The sequence below is a fragment of the Limnobacter sp. UBA7229 genome, from assembly GCF_002473065.1.
In the GTDB taxonomy this organism is placed as follows: Bacteria; Pseudomonadota; Gammaproteobacteria; order Burkholderiales; family Burkholderiaceae_B; genus Limnobacter; species Limnobacter profundi.
Genome location: NZ_DKTN01000003.1, coordinates 149,031 through 175,034 on the forward strand (window position 1 = coordinate 149,031; position 26,004 = coordinate 175,034).

A 26,004-nucleotide genomic window follows, 5' to 3' on the forward strand; every position below is an offset into this window, starting at 1 on the left:
GACCTTCGCTCATCACGCTTGAGCGGCCTTGCCGCCCGCATCCGTATTTGCCTGTCCTTCAGCGCCATTGGCCCCCAGCGTCTGCTTGGCAGCCTCGGAAGTCACTTGCGACGCAGCTTTGGGCGCGGCTGGCACGGGCTTCGGTACAGAAATGCCATACAACAATTTCAGCATTTCCGGTGTCGCACCAACGTGCAACTTTGAAGCCTTGTCCAGATAAATGATCTTGTCGCAAATCGACATTAAACGCACCGAATGAGTCACCATGATGATGGTCTTAACCGTGGCCAAGCTTTTGAACACAGCCATCAAGTGAGTTTCAGCGGCAAAATCCAAATCGTTGGTTGGCTCATCCAGCAACAGCACGGGCGCGTCCGACAAAAACGCCTGGGTAATGGCAACCCTTCGGCGTTGCCCACCCGACAAGCGGTTACCCCCCTCGCCCACTTGCGTCATGTAGCCATCTGGCATTTTTGCAATGAACTCATGCGCACCAGAACGCTTGGCAGCCAACAAAATTTGCTCGTCACTGGCATCGGGGTTGGACCGGCGCAGGTTCTCAACAATCGTGCCTTCAAACAATTGCGATGTTTGGGGCAAAAAGCCAATCCACTTGGCAAGTTCCTGCCGAGAGAACTGTGACAAATCGTATTCGTCCAGCAACACACGGCCGCTTTGAGGCTCATAAAGACCACGCAGCAATTTCAACAAAGTTGATTTGCCCGCGCCGTTGTCACCTGCCAAGCCGTAAATGCCACGGGGGCCAATTTGAGCCGAAACCGACTTGACCACTTCCTTTTGTGCACCAACGTGCTGATAACTTACATTTTCAAGGCGCAAAGCGCCTGAAGGCATGGGCAGGTTCAAACCAGTGTGTTGCTTCTCCTCATCTGCGGCAAACACTTTGTTCAAGCGGTCTGTGGCTTCACGGGAATGTGCAATCGAGCGCCAGTGACCAGTCAATGCAGCCAACGGGCCAATCGCCTTGGCAGCCAGCATGTTCGAGGCAATCAGTCCGCCCACCGTCATCCATTGGTTAATCACTGCGTAGGCGCCCACAGCCGTAATGGCCACGTTCACACACAGCATGATGGAGACCGACAACTCGCGCTGGTCTTCCATTTCACCATTTTTCTGAAATGATTCCTGAACCCAGGAGTTGTAGCTTGACACCCAGGCCCGCTTGGCAGAATCGTCCTGCACCAAGCTTTTAATCGCTTCACGGCCCCGGCAAACCTCGGCCAGCACTTCATCCCGGCGGCGAGCGCGCGAAAATTCCTCCACTCGGCGCTTGCGGAATTCACCCGAGCTGTACCAAGACAAGGCGGCCAAACACACCAAGCCAATCAGCACCACGGGCAATACAGGCATAGCGATAGTGGCGATCAATCCAATGGCCAGAATGGCAAATGGCAGATCAAGAATGGTCATGGCAACCGCGCCACTCCAGACCACGCGCACGGTGTCCACATCTTTGAACAGCGAATACCAAGCCGCAGTTGAACGGGCCTCCAACTGTCGCAATGGGATCGACAGAATCTTGTTCATCAATTTGCTGGCGATTTGCCCGTCAATTTTTACCGCAGCCACACGCAGAACTCGAGCCCGGAACGAACGCAAAATCAGATCTGCTGCAAGCAAAATACCCATGCCGATCAACAAAGCGGTCAGTGTATTCAGGCCCGAGCGGTAAATAACCCGGTCATATACCTGCAAGGAAAATACCGCAGGGAATAAGGCCACCAGATTCACGAAAATCGACAACAACGCCGCACGCTTTAGCAAAGGCAAGGCGCTGCGAATGACCCCCTCAACTGTTTTTGAGTTGGATGCGTCGACCGCATTACTCCCATCGGCGGCGGCATCTCCCGATTTTTCCGGCTTCAAGCCGAAATTCCAGAGCGCTTCGAGTCTTTCTTTGAACAAATATTTAACCGACATTGCGAGTCCCTAGGTTACACAGCGCCTGCCGAACCAGCCATGCGCAACTGCTGCGCCTTGAGTCGTTCAAGCAATACCAGGTACGAGGCGATCAAACGGACAACAGCAGGGCGCATGCCGGCCAACTGTTCGCGAGTCAACTTGGCCAAAGGGTTTTCCAAGCGGGTATGGGCATCGGGCTGCGCATCGATTGCACGGCATACCCGCTCAAATACATTGCTAAGCGCGGCGTCCACTTCAGCTTCAGTCATCGCGGAATACAACACTTGTGGCTTGGCATCAATCAAACTCAAACGCTCTTGCCAGTTCAGTACCGATTTGGCCAACACGGGGTCCAATCTCAACTGTCCTTCAAATGCGGTGCGCTCGGCTCCACGCATCACACCAAGTACGTAGTCGGCAGCCAACCAGTTTTTGTCGTCGTCAGTCATGCGGCCCCCTTATGCCATGTATCCGGATTGTTCAGCGTCCTGGCGACGCGAATTGTTCGCAGCCATGGTTGCCAAACCTTCGGACTGAAATTCGTCGTATACGGTTTTCAATTCGATCAAGCCCCTGCGAACCCAGGTTTTAACGGTGCCCAATGGCACATCCAGGTGCTCAGATATCTCTGCATGGCTCATGCCGTGGGTATAAGCCAAAGTAAGCACCTGGCGATATTTGCCTTCAAGGCGTTGCACGCAGGCCTGCATTACCCGGCTGGTTTCCTTGTCATCGCTGCTGGTTGAATGCGCTTCAAACACCAATTCATTGGGTTCGTCATCCTGGTCAGAAAACTGGTCCAGGGAAATTGAATTCACGGTGTGGCTTTGCTGGGCGATTAGGTCAAGTGCCCTGTTTCTCACCACTTGGTGCAACCAGGTTTCGGGTGCAGACAACTTGTTGTTGAAAGTGTGGGCGTATCGCCAAAGGCGGATATAGGCGTCCTGAAGCACGTCTTGAGCCATGCCAGGCTCCCGAACTATGCGCAACGCAACAGCAAACATCTTTCGAGACGTGAGTTGATACAACTCCTCAAACGCCTTTCGATCGCGATTTGCAATTCGTTCAATTAAAGAAGCGAGCTCTTCTCTCAACCTGGCTGTCCCCGAGATGAAGTCATCTGTGTGTGTTTGATACGTCCTGTCACTGTTAATTTACAGTCGAGCCAGACTTTGGTTTTGTCAAAAAGGCCAAGTTTTACTGCTCAAACCACTGAATAGGGCCACCCAACACGGGGGATGTAACTCCTAAGTATCCCCTAGCTAAGGGATACTAGCAAAAGTTCCGATTCCAGAACAGTACTTGCATTGTCTATTTGCTTACATAGTAGGTCGAAATGCAATCCCCCCCAAAGTAATTAACCCGCTTGAAATTACCTACGGAGCATTGAATCCAAAATTTATCGCCTGAAGTACAAAACGAATAAGCAGCAACCCAAACAAATCCAAAAGCGGGGCGAACGATGACCTTAATACCGAGCTGGCCGAGCCAGCCACACATGGGTGGGACTATGAAGAATGAAAAGGGCTTGGCAGGTCGACCACTAACGCCCCGCGAAACGGGCATTCAGAGTACCTCCCCGGGCAGGACCATCAGCCTTCAGCCCATGTTTGTCACCAACCGGACAACCCTTGAAGAAATCGACAACCACCTGGCCAGCGCCGAAACGCGAATCGTGGTGATTACCATTGAAAAAGGCAACAGGCATGGCGAGGCCGTGGTTCAACACATTGGTGCAAGCTATTCTGATGTTCGGGTAGTGTTGGTCTGCGAAGGCAATGCGCAAGACATTCTGGCGATGGCATTCAAACCTGGCGTGTGGGCTTGTGTGGGCCGCCAATCGTCAGTGGAAACGCTTCGCGAGGCAATAGACACCGTTGCCGCAGGCGCCCGTTATGTGGCCCCTGAACTGGTGAATAACAAAACAACCCCTTCTTACGGCTCTTCCGAGCAGCAAAACCTGGGTGGCCAAATTAATCCACTGGCCGACCAAGACGAAGGCGCTCAATTGACCCGCCGTGAACGTCAAGTGCTTACCTTGATTGCTCAAGGCCGTCCTCGCCGTGAAATCGCAGAACTGCTGAAGGTTTCACCGCGCACTATCGACGCTTACCGCGCGCGTTTGCTGCAAAAGTTGAATCTGGATTCCAGTGTTCAACTGGTGAAGTACGCAATTTCCGCGGGCATGGCTAGCTAAATTTGGTTGTACCAAGCTCAACAACAGCAAATTAAAACCCCGCGCAACCGCGGGGTTTTTTCTTTGTACGGCTAAAATAGCGGTTTAGCACACCCTCACCAATCCCTGACATATGAACAAAAAAGCTCTAGTGCTGTTCTCAGGCGGGCAAGACAGCACCGTTTGCCTGGCCTGGGCACTTTCCAAATTCGAGCATGTTGAAACCATCGGTTTTGACTACGGACAACGCCATCGCATTGAACTCGAATGCAGACTGACTGTAATAGACAGAATACGCGAGCAGTTTCCCGAATGGGCGCACAAGCTTGGTGAAGACCGCGTGATTGACCTCAGTTGGCTTGGGCAGATTTCCGATTGTGCTCTCACGGAAGAACGCGAAATCGAACTGAACGAGACAGGCTTGCCCAACACCTTTGTGCCAGGCCGCAACCTGGTGTTCTTTTTGATTTCATCGGCGGTGGCTTACCGCAGGGGTTTATCAACCCTCGTGGGCGGCATGTGCCAAACCGATTTTTCAGGTTACCCCGATTGTCGGGAAGACACGCTGAAAGCACTGCAAGTGGCCACCAACCTGGGTATGGCCAGCACCTTTCGTTTTGAAACCCCACTCATGTGGATCGACAAAATGGAAACGTTTCAGCTGGGCGAGCAACTGGGCGGCAAAAAATTACTCGAAATTATTGTTCGCGACACTCACACCTGCTACACCGGCGACCGCAGCCACGAACATGAATGGGGGTTCGGTTGTGGTGAATGCCCGGCCTGCGATTTGCGCAAACGTGGCTGGAAAAACTACATTTCGCAACAGAATCAATAGCTTGAAACAGAAAAGGGCAACACCGCCGAAAGCCGCAACAGGCTTGGGTTTGCACAACTTTTAAGCAAGCTGAAAATAAATGAAATTATTTTGCAAAAACGTTTGACACAAAAATTTTTCTTGCTATAATTTCGTTCTCTCAACGACGTCAAGTTGTTGAAATGCGGGAATAGCTCAGTTGGTAGAGCGATACCTTGCCAAGGTATAGGTCGCGAGTTCGAGTCTCGTTTCCCGCTCCAAATTCCTAAGGGGAAGTGATACACTTCCCCTTTTCTTTGCCCGCCATATTTTGGTGGAACACCCTTGGCGGGGTGGCAGAGTGGTCATGCAGCGGACTGCAACTCCGTGTACGCCGGTTCGATTCCGACCCCCGCCTCCAAGTTTTCAAGCCATCAGCCCGGGTGGTGAAATTGGTAGACACAACGGACTTAAAATCCGTCGCTTACCGTAAAAGGGGCGTACCGGTTCGATTCCGGTCCCGGGCACCACAGGCAACACTCTTCACACAAACAATCGCGCGTACAATAGCGCATTGCGTCTAGAACTACCTCAAAGAACAACACCGTGACTCGCCGAATTCTTGTTACCTCTGCCTTGCCGTATGCCAACGGTGCCATTCACCTGGGCCACTTGGTCGAATACATTCAGACCGATATCTGGGTTCGGTTCCAGAAAATGCAAAGCAACGAGGTGTACTACGTGTGTGCCGATGACACCCACGGCACTCCAGTCATGTTGCGTGCGCAAGCCGAGGGCATCAGCCCCGAAGAATTGATTGCTCGAGTCAGCACAGAACACCAACGCGACTTTGCCAGCTTCCATGTGGGCTTTGACAACTACTATTCCACCAACGCACCCGAGAACAAAGCCCATTGCGAGACCATTTACACGCGCTTGCGTGATGCGGGTTTGATCCAAACCCGTTCGGTTGAACAGTTCTACGATCCAGTCAAGGAAATGTTTTTGCCCGATCGCTTTATCAAGGGCGAGTGTCCAAAGTGCGGTGCGAAAGACCAATACGGTGATTCATGCGAGGTGTGCGGTGCCACCTATCAGCCCACTGAGCTGAAAAACGCCTACTCCACAGTGTCTGGTGCTGCCCCTGTGCGCAAAAGCTCCGACCATTACTTCTTCAAGCTTTCAGACCCGCGCTGTGAAAATTTCCTTCGCCAATGGACTCAAAGCGAAGGCCGCCTGCAGGTGGAAGCCAGCCGCAAAATGCAGGAATGGTTGGGTGAAGAAGGCAGCGGCAAACTGGCCGACTGGGACATTTCGCGCGACGCACCCTACTTCGGTTTCGAAATTCCAGATGCGCCCGGCAAATATTTCTACGTGTGGCTGGATGCACCTGTAGGCTATTTCGCCAGCTTCCAGAATCTGTGTGAACGAATCGGCTTGGACTATCAGGAATTTCTGAAAGCAGACACCAACACCGAGATGATTCACTTCATCGGCAAAGACATTCTGTATTTCCACGCCCTGTTTTGGCCAGCGATGCTTCAGTTTGCCGGTTTGCGCACGCCCACCAAGGTGAATGCACACGGCTTTTTGACAGTCGATGGCGCAAAAATGAGCAAAAGCCGCGGCACGTTTATTACCGCCGAAAGCTTCATTCAACAGGGCTTGAACCCGGAATGGCTGCGCTACTACTTTGCGGCCAAACTCAATTCCACCATGGAAGACCTGGACCTGAGTTTTTCAGATTTCACCGCCCGCGTGAACAGTGACCTGGTCGGCAAATACATCAATATCGCAAGCCGAAGCGCGGGTTTTCTGGTGAAAAACTTCGAAGGCCGCGTACTTGATTCCGCCATGCAACACCCGCTGCTTGCCGAAATTCGCGCACAGGCTGCCGCAATTGCTGCACATTACGACGAACGTGAATATGGCAAAGCCATTCGCGAAGTCATGGCCTGCGCCGACAAAGTGAATGCCTACGTGGATCAGGAAAAGCCATGGGAATTGGCCAAGAACCCGGACAAGCAAGCTGAATTGCAAACCGCTTGTTCGATTTGTCTTGAAGCGTTCCGCTTGCTGACACTTTATTTGAAACCAGTGCTGCCAGTACTGGCCGGCAACGCCGAGAATATTTTGGGTGTCGCGCCAATGACCTGGGCCGATGTGAATACTCCGTTGAGCAGCGCGACACCTGTGCAGGCATTCAAACACCTGATGCAGCGCGTGGATCAAAAGCAAATCGACGCTTTGATAGACGCCAACAAACAATCTTTGGCGCCTACCTCAGCATCCCCTGTGAAAACCGCCGCCAAAAAATCTGCCACGTCAGTTGCAAGCACCGCGTCAGGCGAATACATCAGTATTGATGACTTCACCAAGATTGACCTACGAATTGGTTTGGTGAAAGAGTGCAAGGCAGTGGAAGGCTCCACGAAATTACTTCAACTCACGGTCGATCTGGGCGAAGAAAAACCACGCAATATTTTTTCGGGTATCGCTGCGCACTATCAGGCAGAGCAACTGACAGGGCAGTACGTTGTGGTGGTGGCCAACCTGGCACCACGCAAAATGAAATTTGGACTTTCTGAAGGCATGGTGTTGTGTGCGGCATCGGATGACGACACCGCATTAAGCACCCTGACAGCGTTGGGCAAACTTACGCCAGGAATGAAAATCAGCTAAAAGGAAAACATGGCCACCCCCCAGTTTCTGAAAACGCTCAAGCCATTCAAACCACGTATTGTGGACAGCTTGCAGGGATACAACTCCCAGCGTTTTTTGAAAGACCTGGGGGCAGGCATTACCGTAGGGGTAGTTGCGCTGCCGTTGGCCATGGCCTTCGCAATTGCCAGCGGGCTTGAGCCACAAACCGGCCTTTTCACCGCCATTGTGGCGGGCTTCATCATCTCCGCCTTTGGCGGATCCAGCGTTCAAATTGGCGGCCCTGCCGGTGCATTTATCGTGGTGGTGCTCGGCATCGTCAACCAATATGGCGTAGCCAACCTGATCGTTTGCACACTGATGGCTGGGGGGCTACTGTTCCTCATGGGCTTGACTGGCCTAGGAAGCCTGGTGCGACTCATACCGGTCAGCATTGTGATCGGCTTTACCAACGGCATCGCGGTATTAATTGCACTGTCTCAAATCAAAGATTTCTTTGGTTTGAACATTGATGTGACCCAAGGCAATTTTTTTGAAAAGAACTGGGCCTTGCTGCAGGCTATTCCTGGCCTCAATTGGTCTGCATTCGCGCTTGCCAGCATAAGCCTCGCGTTCCTTTTCCTATGGCCCAAATTGTTTGCTGTGCTCAGCAAAGAACACTCTGAAGGCACGTTTCCGAAAATTCTTCAAAGTGTTCCCGGCTCTGTGATATTGCTGGTTGCTGGCACCCTGGCTGCCTACATTCTTGGACTTGACATTGAAACCATCGGCAGCAAATTTGGCGAAATTCCACGCAGCCTTCCAACGTTGACCCTGCCGTCCATCGAGTTGGCCAGCGTTCAAACGCTAATTGGCCCCACCTTGACCATTGCATTTCTGTGCGCCATCGAATCGCTGTTGTGCGCGCGTGTGGCCGACGGCATTACCCATGAGAAACACGACCCCAACCAGGAATTGATGGCCCAAGGTTTGGCCAATATCGCCTCGCCCCTGTTCGGCGGCATGCCGGCCACGGGCACCATCGCCCGCACAGTCACCAATATCCGTTCAGGTGGAAACTCCCCTGTGGCCGGAATCATTCACGCATTGGTGCTGTTGATCATTATGCTGGTTGCCGCACCACTGGCGTTTCACATTCCATTGGCAGTGCTCTCGGCCGTTTTGATGTTCGTGGCCTACAACATGGGTGAATGGCGTGAATTCCCAAAATTAAAGCAGTACACCACCGTGTACAGGGTCATCATGTTGGCCACTTTCCTTCTCACAGTGATTGTCGACCTTACGGTTGCAGTTCAGGTGGGCTTGGTATTGGCAGGCGTATTTTTTATCTACCGGGTTTCAACCCTCACAGAATTCATTCCGGTTTACCTGAAAGACGAAGACAGGGCACGAGGAATTGCGGCCTATAAAATTTATGGCTCCCTGTTTTTTGCAGTGGTGGGGAAAATTGAAAACCTGATTATGAACACCGGAAAATCGACCAAAATATTGATTCTCGACCTTCACCAAACCATTTCAATTGACACCACCGCGCTGGAATGCCTGGAGGAATTGAATTCGGAACTGCAGCGTGCGGGCCATACACTGATATTTTGCGGCCTGAACAGTCAAGCCCTGTCCCTGTTCAAACGCAGTGGTTTTGCGGCCCAGCTCCAAGCTTGGCAAATACAGGATGACTTTTCCGCGGCAATGGCACACGCCCAAGCAATTTCCGTCGAGGATCAGGCTGGCGCCTGATAAAATAGAAAATATCCTTTTAAACCATTTATTTGGCACGACACCATGCAATACGAATCTGAAGCAACCCAGTTTCTGGCCCAACTCAAGAATGAACGCCCCCACCTTGAAAATGAGCAGCAAAAAGGCCGAGCCCTGTTGTGGGACAAACAACTGGACAAGAGGCTTCAAGAAGGCTTTAAGGAAGCCAAGGTTGCACAAAAACCCTATGTGTATCAAAGCAAATAAAGTGCAGCCACTTTGAGCAGCGAACTCGACGACATCAGCGTACTGAACCCAAACGACAGCACCCCCGACACGGTGGATGGCGTTGGTTTGGCACGGCTGTACGGCGCCCCGTTGTTCAACATGCCCAAAGACCTTTACATACCACCCGATGCATTGGAGGTATTTTTAGAGGCTTTTGAAGGCCCACTGGACCTGCTGCTCTACCTCATTCGGAAACAAAACTTCAATATTCTCGATATTCCCATGGCGGAACTGACCCGCCAGTACCTCACCTACATTGAAGAAATTCGTACCCGCAACCTTGAGTTGGCTGCTGAATACCTGCTCATGGCCGCCATGCTGATCGAGATCAAATCACGCATGCTGTTGCCGGTGATACCCAAGGATGGCGAGGAAGAAGCGGAAGACCCGCGAGCCGAACTCGCCCGCCGATTGATTGAATACGAACAAATGAAGCTGGCGGCCCAAGAGCTCGACAAGGTGCCACTGGTGGGCCGGGACTTCTGGATTGCTCACGCCTTCCACGACCCAAATACTGTTGAACGTTTTCCTGATGTAAACCCAGAAGAACTTCGAGACGCCTGGCAGGCGATTTTGCGCCGTGCGTCCCTGGTCAAAGCCCACACCATTTCGCGCGAAGAACTGTCAGTGCGTGAGCACATGACCATGATTTTGCGTCGCCTTCAAACCCAAAAGTTCGTTGAGTTTTTCGACATGTTCGACATTGAACGTGGCGTACCCGTGGTAGTGGTCAACTTCATCGCCATGCTGGAGTTGACGCGCGAAGGCCTGGTGAAAGTAACTCAAGCAGAGCCATTTGCACCCATCTATGTTCGCCTGGGCTACGAGGCCACGGGCGGCACTGGGGCAGACAGCATCGTTCCGGCATAGGTCATCGGACAATATTTGTATGCTGAGCAACTTGCGAGCCTTAGCTGCGAGCAATGTGAGGTTTGGGTACTACACAGCCTTGCCGGCTTTGCAATACTTCCCGGCGGCTTCGCAGCGCGGGGCGGTTCCGCCAGGAACCGATGCGAAGACGCTTAAGCGTTTCGCATGCCCCAAGCCAGAAGCATCAAGCCGGATTGAGAAGTATTGCTGAGGCAAGGTGGTGTAGCACCCAAACCGCAAAGATCACTAGCCGCAAGCCAAATCAAACGGCTGGCTTAGCCGAAAAAGTCCTTTACCTTGTCCATCCAGCCCTTAGCCCTTGGTGAGTGCTTGTCACCATCGGCCGTACAAGACTGCTCAAACTCTTTCAGCAGTTCTTTTTGACGCTCAGACAAACGCACCGGTGTTTCCACCACGATATGGCAGAACAAATCACCAGGGTAGGATGAACGCACACCCTTGATGCCCTTGCCACGCAAACGGAATGTTTTACCTGTTTGCGTACCTTCAGGAATATCAAATGACGCTTTACCTCCCAAAGTGGGCACCTCAATGGTGCCGCCCAACGCAGCAGCAGCAAATGAAACCGGCATCTCGCAATGCAAGTCATCACCATCACGCTGGAAAACTGCATGCTCTTTCAGGTGTACTTCCACGTACAAATCACCAGCGGGGCCACCATTCACACCAGGCTCGCCCTTGCCACTCAAGCGAATGCGCATGCCATCGTCGATACCGGCGGGCACCTTCACTTCCAGGGTTTTATTGGTCTTCTTGCGACCCAAACCTTCACAGTCGTGGCATGGGTGCGGAATCATCTTGCCGGTGCCATGGCACTTCGGGCAGGTTTGCTGCACGCTGAAAAAACCCTGGGTCATGCGCACAGCACCCGATCCACCACAGGTAGAACAGGTTTCAGGCTTGGTGCCCGGCTTGGCACCACTTCCAGAGCAAGTACCGCAGTTGTCCCACACCGGCACGCGGATTTGGGTATCAAAACCCTTGGCCGCCTGCTCCAGCGTAATTTCCATGTTGTATTTCAGGTCTGAACCACGGTACATCTGCGACTGGCGAGAAGCACCACTGCCTGCGCGGCCACCAAAAATATCACCAAAAATATCGCCGAAGGCATCTGAGAAATCCGAGAAGCCACCTGCACCGCCGCCACCCATATTGGGGTCCACACCCGCATGGCCGTGTCTGTCATAGGCCGCACGTTTCTTGGGGTCAGTCAACATCTCATAGGCTTCTTTGGCCTCTTTGAACTTGGCCTCCGCATCCTTGCTGTCTGGGTTGCGGTCGGGGTGATACTTCATGGCCATTTTTCGATAGGCTTTTTTCAGCTCATCGTCCGTGGCATTTTTTTGTACACCCAAAATCTCGTAGAAGTCCCGTTTTGCCATGTCAGTCTCAATTCATGCAGCCGTTCGCGAAACACTGCTTTTATTCGTACAAAAAGGGCTTCACTGAAAAACCGCAACATATGCAGCCAGCCAGTGTGCCCTTGGTTTTTGGCGAGGCACCCACAAAGGCGCCTCGCTGCCAACATTACTTGTCTTTCACTTCCTTGAAGTCTGCATCTACTACATCGTCAGCATCGTCTTTCTTGGAAGAGGCCTGCTGCTCAGCACCACCTGGGTTTGCACCTGCCGCGGCTCCTTCTGCAGCTTGTTGGGCCTGCATGTCTGCGTACATCTTCTCGCCCAATTTCTGGGCTGACTCGGCCAATTCTTTGGTGCGTGCATCAATGGCGTCTTTGTCTTCGCCCTTGGCAGCTTCTTCCAAAGCCTTGCATGCCGCTTCAATCTTTTCTTTTTCACCAGCTTCCAGTTTGTCGCCATACTCGCCCAGCGACTTGCGGGTGCTATGCACCAGTGCATCTGCCTGGTTCTTGGCCTCCGCCAACTCACGGCGCTTGGCGTCATCGGCCGCATTGGCCTCGGCATCTTTCACCATTTTCTGGATCTCATCTTCACTCAAACCAGAGTTGGCCTTAATCACAATCTTGTTCTCTTTGCCGGTGCCTTTGTCTTTTGCAGACACATGCAAAATACCGTTGGCATCAATGTCAAAGGTCACTTCAATCTGCGGCACGCCACGTGGCGCGGGTGGAATACCTTCCAGGTTAAATTCACCCAAACTCTTGTTGTCGTTGGCCATCTGGCGCTCACCCTGGAACACCTTGATGGTTACGGCAGGCTGGTTGTCATCCGCGGTTGAAAACACTTGGCTGAACTTGGTCGGGATGGTCGTGTTTTTCTCGATCATCTTGGTCATCACGCCGCCCATGGTTTCAATACCCAAAGACAACGGTGACACGTCCAGCAACAACACGTCTTTGCGATCACCACTCAATACGGAACCCTGAATTGCAGCACCAGCAGCCACGGCCTCATCGGGGTTTACGTCTTTGCGAGGCTCTTTGCCAAAGAAGTTTTTAACCGCTTCCTGTACTTTGGGCATGCGGGTCATACCGCCGACCAAAATAATGTCGTCAATTTGTGAAGTGGACACACCTGCATCTTTCAAGGCCATTTTCATGGGCTCAACTGTGCGGGCAATCAGGTCTTCAACCAGCGCTTCCAGCTTGGAGCGGCTCAGCTTGGTGGTCAGGTGCACGGGTGCGCCGTTGGCCATCGCAATGTAGGGCTCGTTGATTTCAGTTTGCTGTGAAGAAGACAATTCAATTTTCGCACGCTCGGCGGCAGCCTTGATACGCTGCAAAGCGATTGGGTCTTTCGACAAATCAACGCCATTGTTCTTTTTGAACTCGTCGATGATGTGGTCAATAATGCGCTGGTCAAAATCTTCACCGCCCAGGAAAGTGTCACCGTTGGTAGAGAGCACTTCAAACTGCTTCTCGCCGTCGATGTCGGCAATTTCAATGATCGACACGTCAAAGGTACCGCCGCCCAAGTCGTACACTGCAATCTTGCGGTCGCCTTTTTCAGCCTTGTCCATACCAAAAGCCAAAGCGGCTGCGGTAGGTTCGTTAATAATGCGCTTTACGTCCAGGCCGGCAATACGGCCGGCGTCTTTCGTCGCCTGGCGCTGGCTGTCATTGAAATAAGCCGGCACTGTAATCACGGCCTCGGTTACTTCTTCGCCCAAGTAGTCTTCCGCAGTTTTTTTCATTTTGCGCAGCACTTCGGCCGACACCTGTGGGGGCGCCAGTTTTTGATCGCGCACGCTAACCCATGCGTCGCCGTTGTCAGCTTTCATGATGGAAAAAGGCATCATATCGATGTCTTTCTGTACTTCGGCGTCTTCAAACTTGCGACCAATCAAACGCTTCACCGCATACAAGGTGTTTTTGGGGTTGGTCACGGCCTGGCGCTTGGCGGGTGCACCCACCAGAATTTCGCCATCTTCCATGTAGGCGATGATGGAAGGGGTTGTACGCGCACCTTCCGAGTTTTCGATCACTTTGTAACCACCGCCTTCAAATACCGCAACACAAGAATTGGTGGTACCCAAGTCAATGCCAATAATCTTTCCCATGAATTTCTCCGTGATTTCTAAATTCAGTAATATTCGGTTAAAGCTGATATGGGGCTAAAGCCCTTCAGTTCAAGGGGTTTTTCAACCCAGCTTCAAAAATTTATTGCGCCGCCTATTGTGCAACTGAGACCAAAGCGGGTCGCAACACACGGTCATTGATCAAATACCCCTTTTGCAACACCGCCACCACATGGTTGGGCGCAACAGCGGGCTCAACAGAGTCTCCCGGCACCATGGCCACCGCCTGGTGCTGATTGGGATTAAACTTTTCTCCCACGGGGTTAAGCACCATCACCCTGCCACGCTCAAATGCAGCTTCCAGTTGACGAAGGGTTGCAGCAACGCCGTCTTTCAATGCTTCCGGGGTCTGGTTTTCTACAGCCAGTGCCATTTCAAGACTGTCGCGAACGGGTACCAAGGATTCAGCAAACGATTCAATCGCGTACTTGTGTGCCTTGGCCACGTCTTCTTGAGTGCGGCGGCGCAGGTTTTCCATGTCGGCAGCCAGGCGCAAATACACCTCTCGGGATTTCTCCACCTCGTGGTGTGCATTTTCCAATGCTGCCTTCAGCACAGAGATTTCGTCTTGGGGCGCTTCTTGCTGAACAGCCTGTTCAGTCTCATTTTGGGTCTGCGCGCCTTGCTGCTGACCTTCTGGTGCCTGGGCAGACGTTTGTTCGTCCGTGGCCGGCTTTCCAGTGGGTTCTGACATGTCTTTTCCTCCATTAAAATTCAAAAGAGGCGACAGGCCTTTACCGGTCGCCCCTACTCTTGGCGGTAAATGAGGGCTTGAACGCGAAATTCAAGCCCAAAAAGTAGAAATACGCAGAATTACGCTGAATTGTTGGCAGAAACTTATTGCGCGCCCATTTCAAGCGCCAATTTTCGACTCTCGGCAAGTTCCTGTGCCATGGATTCTTCGTAACCCATGTCGACTGGCCAGCCCTGCATGTGCTGCGCGGTTATTTCGGACAGCATTGCCGCGGCCAGCTCGCTGTCATTCAGGCAGGCAATGTAATGAAACTCGCCTCCCCCCGCATGCTGAAAGTCTTCCCGGCCTTCCTGATTAATTTCCTCCAGCGTTTCAAGGCAATCGGCCATAAAACCTGGGCACATCACATCAATACGCTTGGTACCAGCCTGCCCCAAGGCTTCCAGGGTTTTATCGGTGTATGGCTCCAGCCATTTGGCTTTGCCAAATCGGCTTTGGAACGTAACCCTGTAATTGCCCTTTTGAAGCCCCAGTTCCTCGCCCAGTAAGCGCGCAGTTTTGTAACACTCGCAATGGTAAGGGTCGCCCTTGAGCAAGGTCATTTCAGGCACACCGTGAAAACTGAACAACAGCACATCACCCTGATCAAAATTCGGGCGCCCATTGACTTGCCAGTGCTTACGCACGCTCTCAGCCAGGGCATGGATATAAGCCGGGTGATCGTGATAGTGCTTCACCAAACGTAATTCGGGAATGTTGCGCACCGGCTTGGCCCAGTCAAACACCGCATCAAACACCGACGCAGTAGTAGCCGCCGCATATTGAGGATACAGAGGAAACACCAGCACACGGTCATAACCATCTTTGCGAAGCTGATCCATTCGACTGGCCACTGAGGGGTTGCCATAACGCATCGCCAAATCAACACGAACATCCCAGCGCCGGGCCTTGAAAGCCTCGCTAAGCACCTTGACCTGCCTTTTGCCAATCGCCAACAACGGAGAACCCTCATCGGTCCACACGGTGGCGTACTTGGCTGCGGATTTTTTGGGGCGGATCTGCAGAATGATGCCGTTCAAGATGATCCACCAGATCAATTTTGGAATTTCGACCACACGCGGATCTGACAAAAACTCTTTCAGATAACGCCGAAGCGATGGTGTGTCTGCATTGTCTGGAGTGCCAAGGTTAACAAGCAAAACAGCTGTTTTCTGGGGCGTGCCGTGACGAAAAGGGGCTTCGGTGCGCATGGATACTACCTAATGAACAACAAGCCTGAAAGTATACCCAAAGCTGACTGCCGGGGTGGCTCACCCTACTCCGGATCCGACAAAGCCGAAGAAACCAGCTTCGATGTGATATCCACAATCGGAATCAACCGCTCGTAGGCCATGCGTGTAGGGCCAATCACGCCCAGAGTGCCAACCACCTCACCGTTCACATGGTAAGGCGCCGAGATCACGCTCATCTCCTCCATGGGCACCAGGCTAGAATCACCACCGATGAAAATTTGCACACCTTCGGCCCTGTTGGAGCTTTCAAGCAGGCGCAACAACGCAGTGCGTTGTTCAAACACACCGAACATTTTTTTCAGTCGCTCCATGTCCGTCGACAAATCCGACACATCCAGCAGTTTTCGTTCTCCCGACAACAGCACCCCATCGGCCTGACTTTCCTCCGCCTCTGTACCCGCATTCACGGCAGCTTGCATCAATTTGCTAATATCCTGGCTAATTTGGTGGAGCTCTTCCGACAACCTCTGTTTGGCCTGCTGAAAACTCAAACCTGCAAAATGCTGGTTGAAGAAATTCGCCGCCATGGTCAATTCGCTTTGTGTGTAAGGCTTCTCGACAATCAATATTCTGTTTTGAACATCCCCGTCGGGTGTCACGATAATCAGCAACACCTTTCTATCCGACAAACTTAAAAATTCCACGTGTCGAAACAAAGCCGCCTTTTTCGGCGCTGTAATCACCCCGGCAAAAGAGGACAAACTGGAAAGCAAGTTCACTGCCTTGTTTAAAACACGGTTAGGGTCCTCACGTAGAATTCCTCCGCTTAGGGCGGATTGCACATCGATTGCCAAAGGTTTTACGGTAAGCAGAGAGTCAACAAACATGCGATACCCCTGAGGCGTGGGCACTCGACCCGCCGAAGTGTGGGGCGATACCACCAGGCGCAGTTCTTCAAGGTCCGCCATCACGTTTCGAATAGTGGCCGGACTCAAATCCAGCGTCGAATACTTGGACAAAGCCCTCGAACCCACCGGGTTGCCCTCTGTGATGTACCTTTCAACCAATGTTTTCAATATGGAACGGGCGCGTTCGTCTATCATCAATGTCACTTCAAATGCGTGTTGCGATACGATTGGGCTTAGGATTAACACCAAGGCTTCACTTTACGACAAAAACAGGGAATCAAGAATGCCGAAACAGAAAGGGATGTGCATTGCTGTGTTTGCCAAACATGGCGCCTCCCCAAAACAGGCCATTTGGCGAAGTGTGGTTGACCTACTGGCCGCCAACGCCTTCCATGTGCTGGTGTGCGATTCCATGTTGAGCAGCGGTTCTTCGAGAAAATCAAAACCTGAATGTGATGAAGCCAACTTTGAATTTGCCAATTTGGCCCTGATCAAAAAAAAGGCGAAAATTGCGGTCATCATTGGTGGCGACGGCACTTTTCTGGGCACAGCCCGAGAATTAGCCGACTGCAACATTCCCTTGATCGGCATTAATCAGGGCCGTCTGGGATTTCTCACCGACATTCGCCTCGACGACATCAACCCCACCCTGATCGACACCATCAACGGTCAATCGGTCTCGGAAAACCGGGCTTACCTTGAGGGTCAAATTTTGCGACAAGGCAAAGTGGTGGAAAATCACATTGCCTTAAATGACATCGTGATCAGCCGCGGTATCGTGGGCGGCATGGTTGAACTGCGTGTAGAAGTTGATGGTACATTTATGTACGACCTGCGTGCGGACGGCCTGATTGTGTCAACCCCCACGGGATCAACAGCCTACGCGCTTTCTGCCGATGGGCCAATTCTGCACCCAAGCCTTGCAGGCCTTTTGATTGTGCCTGTTGCGCCCCATGCGTTGACCAACCGGCCAATCGCCCTGCCCCAACACAGCACAATTGATATTTTTGTAACTGGCGGCAAGCAGACCGGCGTGCACTTTGACATGCAGTTCAATGGCCGCGCCAAAGTGGGTGATCAAATACGGATCAAGGTGTCACCACACCCTATCCAGCTTTTGCACCCGGCACGATATGATTACTTCGCCATGTTAAGGCAAAAATTGCACTGGAGTGCAAGCCCCACGGAAGCCCCCCACAAAACTCGAGGACTCAGAGACAGCGGCCATGCTAAGTAGTTTGACCATTCAAGATTTCGTTATTGTCGATAAACTCGATTTGCATTTCGCCCCAGGCATGTCGGTGTTGTCCGGAGAAACTGGCGCGGGCAAGTCCATTTTGATTGATGCGCTGTCGCTGTGCTTGGGCGCGCGAGCCGATGCATCGCAAGTTCGGGAAGGTTGCGAACGCGCCAATATCACAGCGGTATTCGAGTTGAACCCTGCGGCCAAAGCCATTCTCGATGAACAATCTATTGACTGCAGCGAGGGCGAAATGCACCTTCGCCGGGCCATTGAATCGAATGGCAGGTCAAAAGCCTACATCAACGGGACGCCGGTGCCTGCCAGCACGCTAAAAGAATTGTCTGAAACATTGATCGACATTCACGGGCAACACGCGTTTCAAACGCTTGCAAAGCCTGGGGAGCAACTGCGCTTGCTGGACGACTTCGGCCAACACGGCGACCTTGTCCAGGCCACTACCCAAATTTACTCCCGATTGAAAAATGCGGAAAAATCCCTGAAACAGGCCCAAAGCAGCCAGGAAGACCGGGCAGCGCGCCTTGAAAATTTGCAATGGAAACTGGACTCACTGAGCAAAGTGGCACCGAAGGCTGGCGAATGGGAAACCCTGAGCAGCGACTTCGACCGCTTAAGCCATGGCGCAGAATTGATTGAGGGCACGCAACACGCAAGTGATGTGCTATCGCAAAATGAAAATGCCCTGCTTGACCAACTTACCCAGGTCATTGAAAAGCTTAGCCACTTAAGTACCCGGGACCCAGCGCTTGAAGGCGTGGTCAAAACACTGTCTGAGGGCGAAATATTAATTCGGGAAGCCAGCTACGATTTGGGCAATTACCTGAAACACAGCGACCTGGACCCAGACACACTGGCTGAAGTGGAAGCACGCATGTCGCTTTGGCATGAAACCGCCCGCAAACTGCGCATTCAGCCGGAAACACTGCACACGGAAATGGAAAGTGTACAAGCCGAAATCAAGGGGCTTGAGGAAGGTTTCGATGTAGAAAAGCTGCAGAAGGAACTGGCTGCCGCGCGGCAAGCTTATGAAACACAAGCCGATCTGCTTAGTACAGCGCGCAAAAAAGCTGCTCTGGCTTTGTCGAAACGCGTGACTGAATCCATGCAAACACTCAGCATGCAAGGTGGCGTTTTCGTAGTTGATGTGGCCAAAGGTGAGCCCTCTGCCAAAGGCAGCGACAACATTGAATTCCGCGTGGCCGGGCACCCGGGCGTTACACCCCAAGCCATTCAGAAAGTGGCCTCAGGTGGCGAACTTGCGCGTATCAGCCTGGCGATTACGGTGAATACCGTTGAAAGTACACCTGTACCCACCCTGATCTTCGATGAGGTGGACAGCGGCATTGGTGGCGCCGTTGCAGAAACCGTAGGGCGTTACCTTCGCCTGTTGGCCTCGAACAAACAAGTGCTTTGCGTAACCCACCTGCCTCAGGTGGCCGCACAGGGCCACAACCATTTTCAGGTCAGCAAAGACATTTCAGCGCAAACCACGCGCTCAAAGATTGTGCAACTTGAGGCCAAAGCCCGGGTGGAAGAAATCGCAAGAATGCTGGGCGGACAAGTGATCACCGAGGCCACGCGCACTGCGGCGCATGAAATGATTGCCTCGGCCAACGGTTAACTTCACTGGCGGGTGTGCTTTACCAAGGCCTGATTATTTGCGCCTGTTCTCACAATCTTTCTTGGTACATGAACCGTAAAGAGAAAGTGCATGATCGTGAAGTTCAAACCCACGGTCTTTGGCAATCATCTTTTGGCGACGCTCAATTTCCTCGTCAAAAAACTCCACTACTTTGCCGCACTGCACGCACACCAAATGGTCGTGGTGAGCGCCTTCATTCAACTCAAACACCGACTTGCCCGTCTCAAAGTGCTGGCGAGCCAGTAAACCGGCTTGTTCAAATTGCGTTAAAACCCGGTAAACCGTGGCCAGACCGATGTCCAGGTCTTCTTGCAGCAGCAGTTTGTAAACGTCTTCAGCACTCAGGTGACGATGTTGCCCGCTCTGGAACAATTCCAGAATTTTCATTCGCGGCAGCGTTGCCTTTAAACCAATGCTTTTGAGATCCGTTGCTGTAGTCATGAGTTTGGTACCATTTTGAGGCTTAATCGAGTTCAAGTAGCTTATGATAACGCCTTTGCAGGACATGTTAGCGCACCGAATAAGGTACTCTGTTCCCACTTCACATGCGAATTCACAAAACAATGCGTATTTTACGACTGAATTTGATTCTTTGCTCGGCCATGGCCCTAGGGGTTTCCGCGTGTTCAATCATTCCGGACAACTACGTCCCCTCTTTCGTCAAACCCTACAAGTTTGATATTCAGCAGGGTAACTTCATTACCCAGCAAGACGTGGCCAAACTGCAAGTGGGCATGACTAAAGAGCAGGTGCGCTTTATTCTGGGCACACCCTTGTTGAATGACGCCTTCCACGCCAACCGCTGGGACTACGTTTACCGTTTGATGCGCGCTGGTGGACAGACCACACAATCACGTTACACCGTGATTTTCGAGAATGAACGAGTGGCCCGCCATGGTGGTGAAAACCTGCCTGCCAGCCCAACCGATTTGTTGGGCCCAGACAGCACCACCAAAGTGCCGACGGAACCCTTGCCCTCGGAAAAACCAGCCGAAGACATCAAGGATTCTGAATCTGCAGTGGGCGGCACAGAACGCGCACCCGTACTTAAATAAATAGCCATGACCAAGCCAATTCAAATCGCAATTGCCGGCGCCAGTGGGCGCATGGGCAAAACATTGATCGAAGCCATTTTGAACCACCCCGACTGCGAACTCGCCGGTGCTTTTGATCAAGCTGGTTCACCCAGCATTGGTCGAGATGCTGGCGACTTCATGGGTATTTCATCGGGAGTACTGGTTACCGACAATGAGGACACCGCCCTCGTCAATGCCGATGTGTTAATCGACTTCACCCGCCCCGAGGGCACTTTGCACCACTTGGCCTTGTGCGAGAAACACGGCGTGAAGGCCGTGATTGGCACCACAGGGTTCGAACCGAAACAACTGGAAGCGCTGAAAAAAGCATCCGAGAAAGTGGCCATGGTGTGGTCTCCCAATATGGCGGTTGGCGTAAACGCCACATTCAAACTGCTGGAAGTGGCTGCAAAAATTTTGTCACAAGGCTACGACATCGAAGTCATCGAAGCCCACCACAGCAAAAAAGTAGATGCCCCTTCGGGCACTGCATTGCGCATGGGCGAAGTGGTTGCCAAGGGCCTGGGGGTTGATCTTCAAGACGTAGGCGTTTTCGCCCGGGAAGGCATTACCGGCGAGCGCAAGGCCGGCACCATCGGCTTCTCGACCATTCGTGGTGGCGATATTGTGGGCGACCACACTGTACTATTTGCCGGCATTGGCGAGCGTATTGAAATTACGCACAAATCTTCAAGTCGCATGACTTATGCACAAGGCTCAATTCGGGCAGCCCAGTTTTTGATTGGTCATGAAAAAGGTTTGTTTGACATGCAAGACGTGTTGGGCTTGAAAACTTTGTTTTAACCTAAAGCGAAACTGTAGTAGATTGCCGTAAGCAACTGTATAGTCAAGTTAAAATACCAACAACAGCAACCCTCGGGAACTATTACCCGAAGATGGAGCCAGCCAATGACGCAATCACTGCTTGCGAAACTCGACGAACTTCAAGTCAAAGTGTCCAGCCTAGCCAAAGCCCTTGAGCAGAGCCGCTTCGACAACAAGTCGGCCAAGGAACAAATTGAAGCCCTGCGCCGAGAAAATGAATTGCTTCACAAAAAAGTGAATCATGCACAAGGTCAAATCAACCAAATGCTGAATCAATGGTTCCCTGAACTTGAATTGAACTCGGAGGAATAATTGGAAGCACTTGACGTAAAAATCATGGGCCGGGAATTCCGCATTGCCTGCAAGCCCGAAGAACGCGCAGCCTTGCAGCAAGCTGTCAATATTGTAGAAACAAAAATGTCTAGCATCCGCAACACTGGTAAGGTGGTCGGGCTTGATAAAATCGCAGTCATGGCGGCCTTACAAATCGCGCATGAATCGCTCGTTGGTAGTAACCCTTCCAACCCTGTTTTAGGACTGGACATTGAGACGATTGAGCGTAAAATCGAGGCTATCGAACAAATGGTTGATGGCAGCCTGAACAATGCGGCTGCTGGCAAGCCCAAGAATGCCGACTTGTTCGAATAAAGAATTTTGTTTTATCTCTGCCGTGTCTGTATTGGTCAGTATTCCGTGAACCAATATCTGTGATCCCGGTTGCGGACTTTTCAGGGTCGGTGTGATTCCCTCTTTGTCAGGGAAACCTAAAGACCCTAATACTGCGACCCACTTGAACCTTAGGTTCAGGGATCGGGCCAGTATGGCATCGGCAGAGACCCCCACACCGGGGCGATTGAACCTATGTTCAGTCGCCTCTTTTTTTATTCTGTCCAGATTCAAACCAAAAAAAATTTAATCACCATGTTCGATCCGGTTTTTATAGTTTCACTGCTTGTTTTGGGTGTAGTCAGCGGCGTGTTGGCTGGCTTGTTGGGCATTGGTGGCGGCATGCTGCTGGTGCCCTTTCTCACTTTCCTGATGGTTAGCCAGGGCGTGCCCGTCGAGCATGTGGTGCACTCCTCCATTGCCACCTCACTGGCCATCATCATGTTTACCAGCATTTCGAGCATGCGTGCTCACCACAAGGCTGGCGCGGTGCGGTGGGACATCGTGAAGTTCCTCACCCCAGGTATTCTCATCGGTGGGTTTATTGGATCGAAAGTGGTGTCTTACTTACCTACCAAAGAACTGGCCTTGGTATTCGGTGCTTTTGTTATTTTTTCCGCTTACCAAATGTATGCCGACAAGAAACCCAAACCAAGCCGCACTTTGCCGGGAAAAGCAGGTCTTGCGGCTGTGGGTGGCGTAATTGGAGCAGCCTCGGCAATTGTAGGCGCCGGAGGTGGGTTTCTGTCGGTGCCCTTCATGGTGTGGAGCAACATCAACCTGCGCAATGCGGTGGCAACATCAGCTGCCTTGGGTTTTCCGATTGCCGTGTTTTCAAGTGCCGCTTACGTAATCAACGGACAACACTTGCAAGGCATGCCAGCTGGGTCCCTAGGCTATGTTTATTTGCCCGCTGTGGCCTGCGTGGCAGTGATGAGCGTGCTATTTGCCCCTTATGGTGCAAAACTGGCGCACACCCTGCCTGTCAAAAAGATCAAGCGCATTTTTGCACTGCTGCTGGCTTTCATTGCCATGTCCATGATTTACAAAGCAGTTACCGGCTTCTAATTCATTATCACTTGCTACGTTTGCTGCCCTTGCCGACCTTGGCCTGGGCGGCCTCCAGCGCAATCATGGTTTCAAGCCCTGTGGGCTTGTTTCGTGACCAGGCCAACAAGGCAAATCCACCCAGAATCATGGGCACGCACAACCATTGCCCCATCGACAATCCCAGAGAAAGCGTACCCAAAAAGCGGTCTGGCTCGCGGGCATACTCCACCACAAAACGGGCGGCACCATAGCCAATCAAAAACCAGGCTGACACTGCCGCACGCGGGCGTGGCTTGCTGGCAAACCACCAAAGCCCAATGAACAAGGCAATACCTTCCAAACTCATTTGGTAAAGCTGTGATGGGTGGCGTGCAATTGCATCGCCCGCCTGCGGAAACACAACCCCCCACCAGCCATCGGTCGGGCGCCCCCACAACTCACCATTGATAAAGTTGCCAAGACGACCCAAGGCCAATCCGATTGGAACAGCGGGCGCCACAAAATCCATCACATCAAAAAACTTCCAGTCTTTGTACCTGCCGTAAATAAAACACACCAGCAACACGCCGAGAAACCCACCATGAAAAGACATTCCGCCTTCCCAAATTGCGAGAATTTCGCCAGGGTTGGCCATGTAGTAGTCAGGCTTGTAAAAAAACACATAGCCCAATCGACCACCCAGAATGACACCCAAAACCGCCCAGGTCAGCATATTGTCCACATCGGACATTTTGATGGCCGGGAACAAATGCAAGCGGCGCTTGGCGAGCATGATGAAGGCAACAAAAGCCAACAAATACATCAAACCGTACCAGCGAATGGCCACAGGGCCGATCGAAATGGCAATGGGATCGAATTCAGGATGTACAAACATGGAAAACCCGGAATGTGAAAAACCGTTCAATTGTACTGCCCTAGGGACTACCCTTTGATGAATGAAGGTCTTCCTGCGCCCAGCGGAGCATCATAAAATGGTAAATTCTCGTTTTGAATCCAATTCCACCTGCGAGCTTTTGCAATGAGCATCAATCGACGTTCCAAGAACATCACCCAGGGCGTGGCCCGTTCGCCCAACCGCGCGATGTACTTCGCCATGGGTTACAAAGACGAAGACTTCAACAACCCCATGATTGGTATTGCCAACGGTCATTCCACTATCACGCCTTGCAACAGCGGCTTGCAGCCTTTGGCCGATGCGGCAGTGAAAGCGGTGAAAGAAGCTGGCGGTAATCCACAAATCTTTGGTACCCCTACCATTTCTGATGGCATGAGCATGGGCACTGAGGGGATGAAGTATTCACTGGTGAGTCGCGAAGTGATTGCTGACTGCATCGAAACTGCGGTGCAAGGCCAGTGGATGGACGGCGTTCTGGTCATCGGTGGCTGCGACAAGAACATGCCTGGTGGCATGATCGGCATGGCTCGCATGAATGTACCCGGCATTTACGTGTACGGCGGTACCATCAAACCTGGACGTTACAAGGGCAAAGACCTGACTATTGTGTCTGCCTTTGAGGCCGTGGGCGAATTCACTGCTGGCCGCATGAGCGAAGAAGATTTCAAGGGCATCGAGAAGAATGCATGCCCAAGTTCTGGTTCTTGTGGCGGCATGTACACTGCCAACACCATGAGCTCGGCATTCGAGGCATTGGGCATGAGCCTGCCCTACTCCAGCACCATGTCAAATATCGATGCGGAAAAGGTCACTTCGACTGAAGAATCAGCTCGCGTGCTGATCGAAGCGGTGCGCAACGACCTGAAGCCCCGCGACATCATTACCAAAAAGTCGATTGAAAATGCAGTGGCTGTGCTGATGGCCACTGGCGGATCGACCAATGCTGTGCTGCACTTCCTGGCCATCGCCAAGGCAGCGAATGTGGCCTGGAGCTACGAGGACTTCGAACGCGTGCGCCTGCGTACCCCCGTCATTTGCAATTTGAAGCCTTCTGGTCAGTATGTTGCAACCGACCTGCACGACGCGGGTGGTATTCCACAAGTCATGAAGATTTTGCTGGACGCCGGCCTGCTGCACGGCGATTGCATCACGATTACCGGCAAAACGATTGCTGAAACACTGGCAGATATTCCGTCGGTGCCCCGTGCAGATCAAAACGTGATCATGCCCATCGAGAAAGCCCTGTACAAGCAAGGTCACCTGGCGATTTTGAAAGGCAACCTGGCGCCCGAAGGTGCTGTGGCCAAGATTACCGGCTTGAAGAACCCTGTGATTACCGGCCCAGCCAAGGTATTTGACGACGAACAAAGCGCGATGGACGCAATTTTGGGCGACAAAATCAAAGACGGCGATGTGATTATTCTTCGCTATCTGGGCCCCAAAGGCGGCCCAGGCATGCCCGAAATGCTTGCCCCAACCTCGGCAATTATTGGCAAAGGTCTTGGCGAAACAGTAGGCCTGATTACCGACGGTCGTTTCTCCGGCGGTACCTGGGGTATGGTGGTAGGCCACGTGGCACCGGAGGCTTACGTTGGTGGCCCAATTGCACTGATCAAGGAAGGCGATTCCATCACTATGGATGCGCACCAGAAATTGTTGCAGATCAATGTTAGCGACGAAGAATTGGCAAAGCGCCGTGAAAGCTGGGTAAAACCCAAACCACGTTACACCACGGGTGTACTGGCCAAATTCGCAGCCTTGGCCAGCAGCGCCAGCAAAGGTGCCGTCACCGATGGTGATCTCGACCTGTAAACTTGCAAACGC

Annotated in this window: 24 protein-coding genes, 3 tRNA genes and 1 other RNA gene; 18 read left to right on the forward strand and 10 right to left on the reverse strand. The window is 52.3% G+C overall.

Annotated elements, in window-relative coordinates; all coding sequences use genetic code 11:
* Positions 1–12: 12 nt before the first annotated feature.
* The 3 genes from B4C79_RS01230 to B4C79_RS01240 are packed head-to-tail and all read right to left on the reverse strand — an operon-like array spanning position 13 to position 3,017.
* Positions 13–1,941, reverse strand: coding sequence for a peptidase domain-containing ABC transporter (locus tag B4C79_RS01230; protein WP_105029362.1), 1,929 nt, complete (start codon positions 1,939–1,941; stop codon positions 13–15).
* Positions 1,942–1,955: 14 nt separating this feature from the next.
* Positions 1,956–2,372, reverse strand: coding sequence for a hypothetical protein (locus B4C79_RS01235; protein ID WP_105029363.1), 417 nt, complete (start codon positions 2,370–2,372; stop codon positions 1,956–1,958).
* 9 nt (positions 2,373–2,381) lie between these two features.
* Complete coding sequence (locus B4C79_RS01240) at positions 2,382–3,017, reverse strand: RNA polymerase sigma factor (RefSeq protein WP_291768507.1); 636 nt, start codon at positions 3,015–3,017, stop codon at positions 2,382–2,384.
* Positions 3,018–3,433: 416 nt separating this feature from the next.
* Here B4C79_RS01240 and B4C79_RS01245 point away from each other — a divergent pair, with 416 nt between their 5' ends.
* From B4C79_RS01245 to B4C79_RS01285, 9 genes are all read left to right on the forward strand, one after another.
* Positions 3,434–4,120, forward strand: a complete 687-nt coding sequence (locus tag B4C79_RS01245; RefSeq protein ID WP_291741202.1) for a response regulator transcription factor — start codon at positions 3,434–3,436, stop codon at positions 4,118–4,120.
* A gap of 112 nt (positions 4,121–4,232) precedes the next feature.
* A complete protein-coding gene (gene queC, locus B4C79_RS01250) occupies positions 4,233–4,937 on the forward strand; it encodes a 7-cyano-7-deazaguanine synthase QueC (RefSeq protein ID WP_291741205.1) in 705 nt (234 codons plus the stop codon).
* A gap of 163 nt (positions 4,938–5,100) precedes the next feature.
* Positions 5,101–5,176 (forward strand) — tRNA-Gly (locus B4C79_RS01255).
* A 66-nt stretch (positions 5,177–5,242) separates the two neighbouring features.
* Positions 5,243–5,316 (forward strand) — tRNA-Cys (locus B4C79_RS01260).
* 16 nt (positions 5,317–5,332) lie between these two features.
* Positions 5,333–5,425: transfer RNA gene (locus B4C79_RS01265), tRNA-Leu, on the forward strand.
* 76 nt (positions 5,426–5,501) lie between these two features.
* The gene (gene metG, locus B4C79_RS01270; protein ID WP_291741208.1) at positions 5,502–7,577 is read left to right on the forward strand and encodes a methionine--tRNA ligase; all 2,076 of its coding nucleotides are present in this window, start codon (positions 5,502–5,504) and stop codon (positions 7,575–7,577) included.
* 9 nt (positions 7,578–7,586) lie between these two features.
* A complete protein-coding gene (locus B4C79_RS01275) occupies positions 7,587–9,293 on the forward strand; it encodes a SulP family inorganic anion transporter (RefSeq protein WP_291741211.1) in 1,707 nt (568 codons plus the stop codon).
* Between the two features lie 45 nt (positions 9,294–9,338).
* Positions 9,339–9,521, forward strand: coding sequence for a DUF3460 family protein (locus B4C79_RS01280; RefSeq protein ID WP_171099594.1), 183 nt, complete (start codon positions 9,339–9,341; stop codon positions 9,519–9,521).
* Positions 9,522–9,533: 12 nt separating this feature from the next.
* Complete coding sequence (locus tag B4C79_RS01285) at positions 9,534–10,412, forward strand: segregation and condensation protein A (protein ID WP_291741214.1); 879 nt, start codon at positions 9,534–9,536, stop codon at positions 10,410–10,412.
* A gap of 275 nt (positions 10,413–10,687) precedes the next feature.
* Here B4C79_RS01285 and dnaJ read toward each other — a convergent pair whose 3' ends face one another.
* The 5 genes from dnaJ to hrcA all read right to left on the reverse strand — a co-directional run bounded on the left by dnaJ (position 10,688) and on the right by hrcA (position 16,957).
* Positions 10,688–11,815: a molecular chaperone DnaJ gene (gene dnaJ / locus B4C79_RS01290; RefSeq protein WP_291752434.1), complete on the reverse strand. Its 1,128-nt coding sequence runs from the start codon at positions 11,813–11,815 to the stop codon at positions 10,688–10,690.
* A 145-nt stretch (positions 11,816–11,960) separates the two neighbouring features.
* Positions 11,961–13,913, reverse strand: a complete 1,953-nt coding sequence (gene dnaK, locus B4C79_RS01295; RefSeq protein WP_275271330.1) for a molecular chaperone DnaK — start codon at positions 13,911–13,913, stop codon at positions 11,961–11,963.
* Between the two features lie 112 nt (positions 13,914–14,025).
* Complete coding sequence (grpE, locus tag B4C79_RS01300) at positions 14,026–14,625, reverse strand: nucleotide exchange factor GrpE (RefSeq protein WP_291742321.1); 600 nt, start codon at positions 14,623–14,625, stop codon at positions 14,026–14,028.
* Positions 14,626–14,768: 143 nt separating this feature from the next.
* Entirely contained in the window at positions 14,769–15,875 is a 1,107-nt protein-coding gene (gene hemH, locus B4C79_RS01305) for a ferrochelatase (RefSeq protein ID WP_291742324.1), read from the reverse strand.
* A gap of 65 nt (positions 15,876–15,940) precedes the next feature.
* Positions 15,941–16,957: a heat-inducible transcriptional repressor HrcA gene (hrcA, locus tag B4C79_RS01310; protein WP_291742330.1), complete on the reverse strand. Its 1,017-nt coding sequence runs from the start codon at positions 16,955–16,957 to the stop codon at positions 15,941–15,943.
* Between the two features lie 91 nt (positions 16,958–17,048).
* Here hrcA and B4C79_RS01315 point away from each other — a divergent pair, with 91 nt between their 5' ends.
* Both B4C79_RS01315 and recN read left to right on the forward strand, forming a co-directional pair.
* Entirely contained in the window at positions 17,049–18,002 is a 954-nt protein-coding gene (locus B4C79_RS01315; protein ID WP_291742327.1) for an NAD(+)/NADH kinase, read from the forward strand.
* Complete coding sequence (gene recN / locus B4C79_RS01320; RefSeq protein ID WP_291752432.1) at positions 17,992–19,647, forward strand: DNA repair protein RecN; 1,656 nt, start codon at positions 17,992–17,994, stop codon at positions 19,645–19,647. The genes B4C79_RS01315 and recN overlap by 11 nt, the downstream gene beginning before the upstream one ends.
* Positions 19,648–19,680: 33 nt before the next feature.
* Here recN and fur read toward each other — a convergent pair whose 3' ends face one another.
* A complete protein-coding gene (gene fur, locus B4C79_RS01325) occupies positions 19,681–20,109 on the reverse strand; it encodes a ferric iron uptake transcriptional regulator (RefSeq protein WP_105029386.1) in 429 nt (142 codons plus the stop codon).
* A 122-nt stretch (positions 20,110–20,231) separates the two neighbouring features.
* Between fur and B4C79_RS01330 the strand changes: the two genes are divergently transcribed.
* The 6 genes from B4C79_RS01330 (at position 20,232) to B4C79_RS01355 (ending at position 23,303) form a co-directional block, all read left to right on the forward strand.
* Positions 20,232–20,723 carry an outer membrane protein assembly factor BamE gene (locus B4C79_RS01330; RefSeq protein WP_275271335.1) on the forward strand — a complete coding sequence of 164 codons (492 nt, stop codon included), beginning with the start codon at positions 20,232–20,234 and terminating at the stop codon, positions 20,721–20,723.
* Between the two features lie 6 nt (positions 20,724–20,729).
* Complete coding sequence (gene dapB, locus B4C79_RS01335) at positions 20,730–21,548, forward strand: 4-hydroxy-tetrahydrodipicolinate reductase (protein ID WP_291743033.1); 819 nt, start codon at positions 20,730–20,732, stop codon at positions 21,546–21,548.
* 105 nt (positions 21,549–21,653) lie between these two features.
* Positions 21,654–21,881, forward strand: coding sequence for a hypothetical protein (locus B4C79_RS01340; protein ID WP_193976771.1), 228 nt, complete (start codon positions 21,654–21,656; stop codon positions 21,879–21,881).
* On the forward strand, positions 21,882–22,217 hold the full coding sequence (locus tag B4C79_RS01345) for a cell division protein ZapA (protein WP_105029388.1): 336 nt from the start codon (positions 21,882–21,884) through the stop codon (positions 22,215–22,217).
* A gap of 11 nt (positions 22,218–22,228) precedes the next feature.
* A non-coding RNA gene (gene ssrS / locus B4C79_RS01350) (6S RNA) lies at positions 22,229–22,409 on the forward strand.
* A gap of 21 nt (positions 22,410–22,430) precedes the next feature.
* Positions 22,431–23,303 carry a sulfite exporter TauE/SafE family protein gene (locus tag B4C79_RS01355; protein WP_291743022.1) on the forward strand — a complete coding sequence of 291 codons (873 nt, stop codon included), beginning with the start codon at positions 22,431–22,433 and terminating at the stop codon, positions 23,301–23,303.
* A gap of 7 nt (positions 23,304–23,310) precedes the next feature.
* On the opposite strand, the gene lgt is transcribed toward B4C79_RS01355, so the two are convergent.
* Positions 23,311–24,159 (reverse strand): prolipoprotein diacylglyceryl transferase, encoded by an 849-nt coding sequence (lgt, locus tag B4C79_RS01360; RefSeq protein WP_291743019.1) that lies wholly within the window; start codon positions 24,157–24,159, stop codon positions 23,311–23,313.
* Between the two features lie 144 nt (positions 24,160–24,303).
* Between lgt and ilvD the strand changes: the two genes are divergently transcribed.
* Positions 24,304–25,992, forward strand: coding sequence for a dihydroxy-acid dehydratase (gene ilvD, locus B4C79_RS01365; RefSeq protein WP_291743016.1), 1,689 nt, complete (start codon positions 24,304–24,306; stop codon positions 25,990–25,992).
* Positions 25,993–26,004: the final 12 nt, after the last annotated feature.

Bases quoted from the DNA above. Each gene is read 5' to 3' on its own strand.
- B4C79_RS01230 (WP_105029362.1), bottom strand. From the start codon at position 1,941: ATGTCGGTTAAATATTTGTTCAAAGAAAGACTCGAAGCGCTCTGGAAT.
- B4C79_RS01235 (WP_105029363.1), bottom strand. From the start codon at position 2,372: ATGACTGACGACGACAAAAACTGGTTGGCTGCCGACTACGTACTTGGT.
- B4C79_RS01245 (WP_291741202.1), top strand. From the start codon at position 3,434: ATGAAGAATGAAAAGGGCTTGGCAGGTCGACCACTAACGCCCCGCGAA.
- queC (WP_291741205.1), top strand. From the start codon at position 4,233: ATGAACAAAAAAGCTCTAGTGCTGTTCTCAGGCGGGCAAGACAGCACC.
- B4C79_RS01275 (WP_291741211.1), top strand. From the start codon at position 7,587: ATGGCCACCCCCCAGTTTCTGAAAACGCTCAAGCCATTCAAACCACGT.
- B4C79_RS01280 (WP_171099594.1), top strand. From the start codon at position 9,339: ATGCAATACGAATCTGAAGCAACCCAGTTTCTGGCCCAACTCAAGAAT.
- dnaJ (WP_291752434.1), bottom strand. From the start codon at position 11,815: ATGGCAAAACGGGACTTCTACGAGATTTTGGGTGTACAAAAAAATGCC.
- dnaK (WP_275271330.1), bottom strand. From the start codon at position 13,913: ATGGGAAAGATTATTGGCATTGACTTGGGTACCACCAATTCTTGTGTT.
- grpE (WP_291742321.1), bottom strand. From the start codon at position 14,625: ATGTCAGAACCCACTGGAAAGCCGGCCACGGACGAACAAACGTCTGCC.
- hemH (WP_291742324.1), bottom strand. From the start codon at position 15,875: ATGCGCACCGAAGCCCCTTTTCGTCACGGCACGCCCCAGAAAACAGCT.
- B4C79_RS01315 (WP_291742327.1), top strand. From the start codon at position 17,049: ATGCCGAAACAGAAAGGGATGTGCATTGCTGTGTTTGCCAAACATGGC.
- recN (WP_291752432.1), top strand. From the start codon at position 17,992: ATGCTAAGTAGTTTGACCATTCAAGATTTCGTTATTGTCGATAAACTC.
- fur (WP_105029386.1), bottom strand. From the start codon at position 20,109: ATGACTACAGCAACGGATCTCAAAAGCATTGGTTTAAAGGCAACGCTG.
- B4C79_RS01330 (WP_275271335.1), top strand. From the start codon at position 20,232: ATGCGTATTTTACGACTGAATTTGATTCTTTGCTCGGCCATGGCCCTA.
- dapB (WP_291743033.1), top strand. From the start codon at position 20,730: ATGACCAAGCCAATTCAAATCGCAATTGCCGGCGCCAGTGGGCGCATG.
- B4C79_RS01340 (WP_193976771.1), top strand. From the start codon at position 21,654: ATGACGCAATCACTGCTTGCGAAACTCGACGAACTTCAAGTCAAAGTG.
- B4C79_RS01355 (WP_291743022.1), top strand. From the start codon at position 22,431: ATGTTCAGTCGCCTCTTTTTTTATTCTGTCCAGATTCAAACCAAAAAA.
- lgt (WP_291743019.1), bottom strand. From the start codon at position 24,159: ATGTTTGTACATCCTGAATTCGATCCCATTGCCATTTCGATCGGCCCT.
- ilvD (WP_291743016.1), top strand. From the start codon at position 24,304: ATGAGCATCAATCGACGTTCCAAGAACATCACCCAGGGCGTGGCCCGT.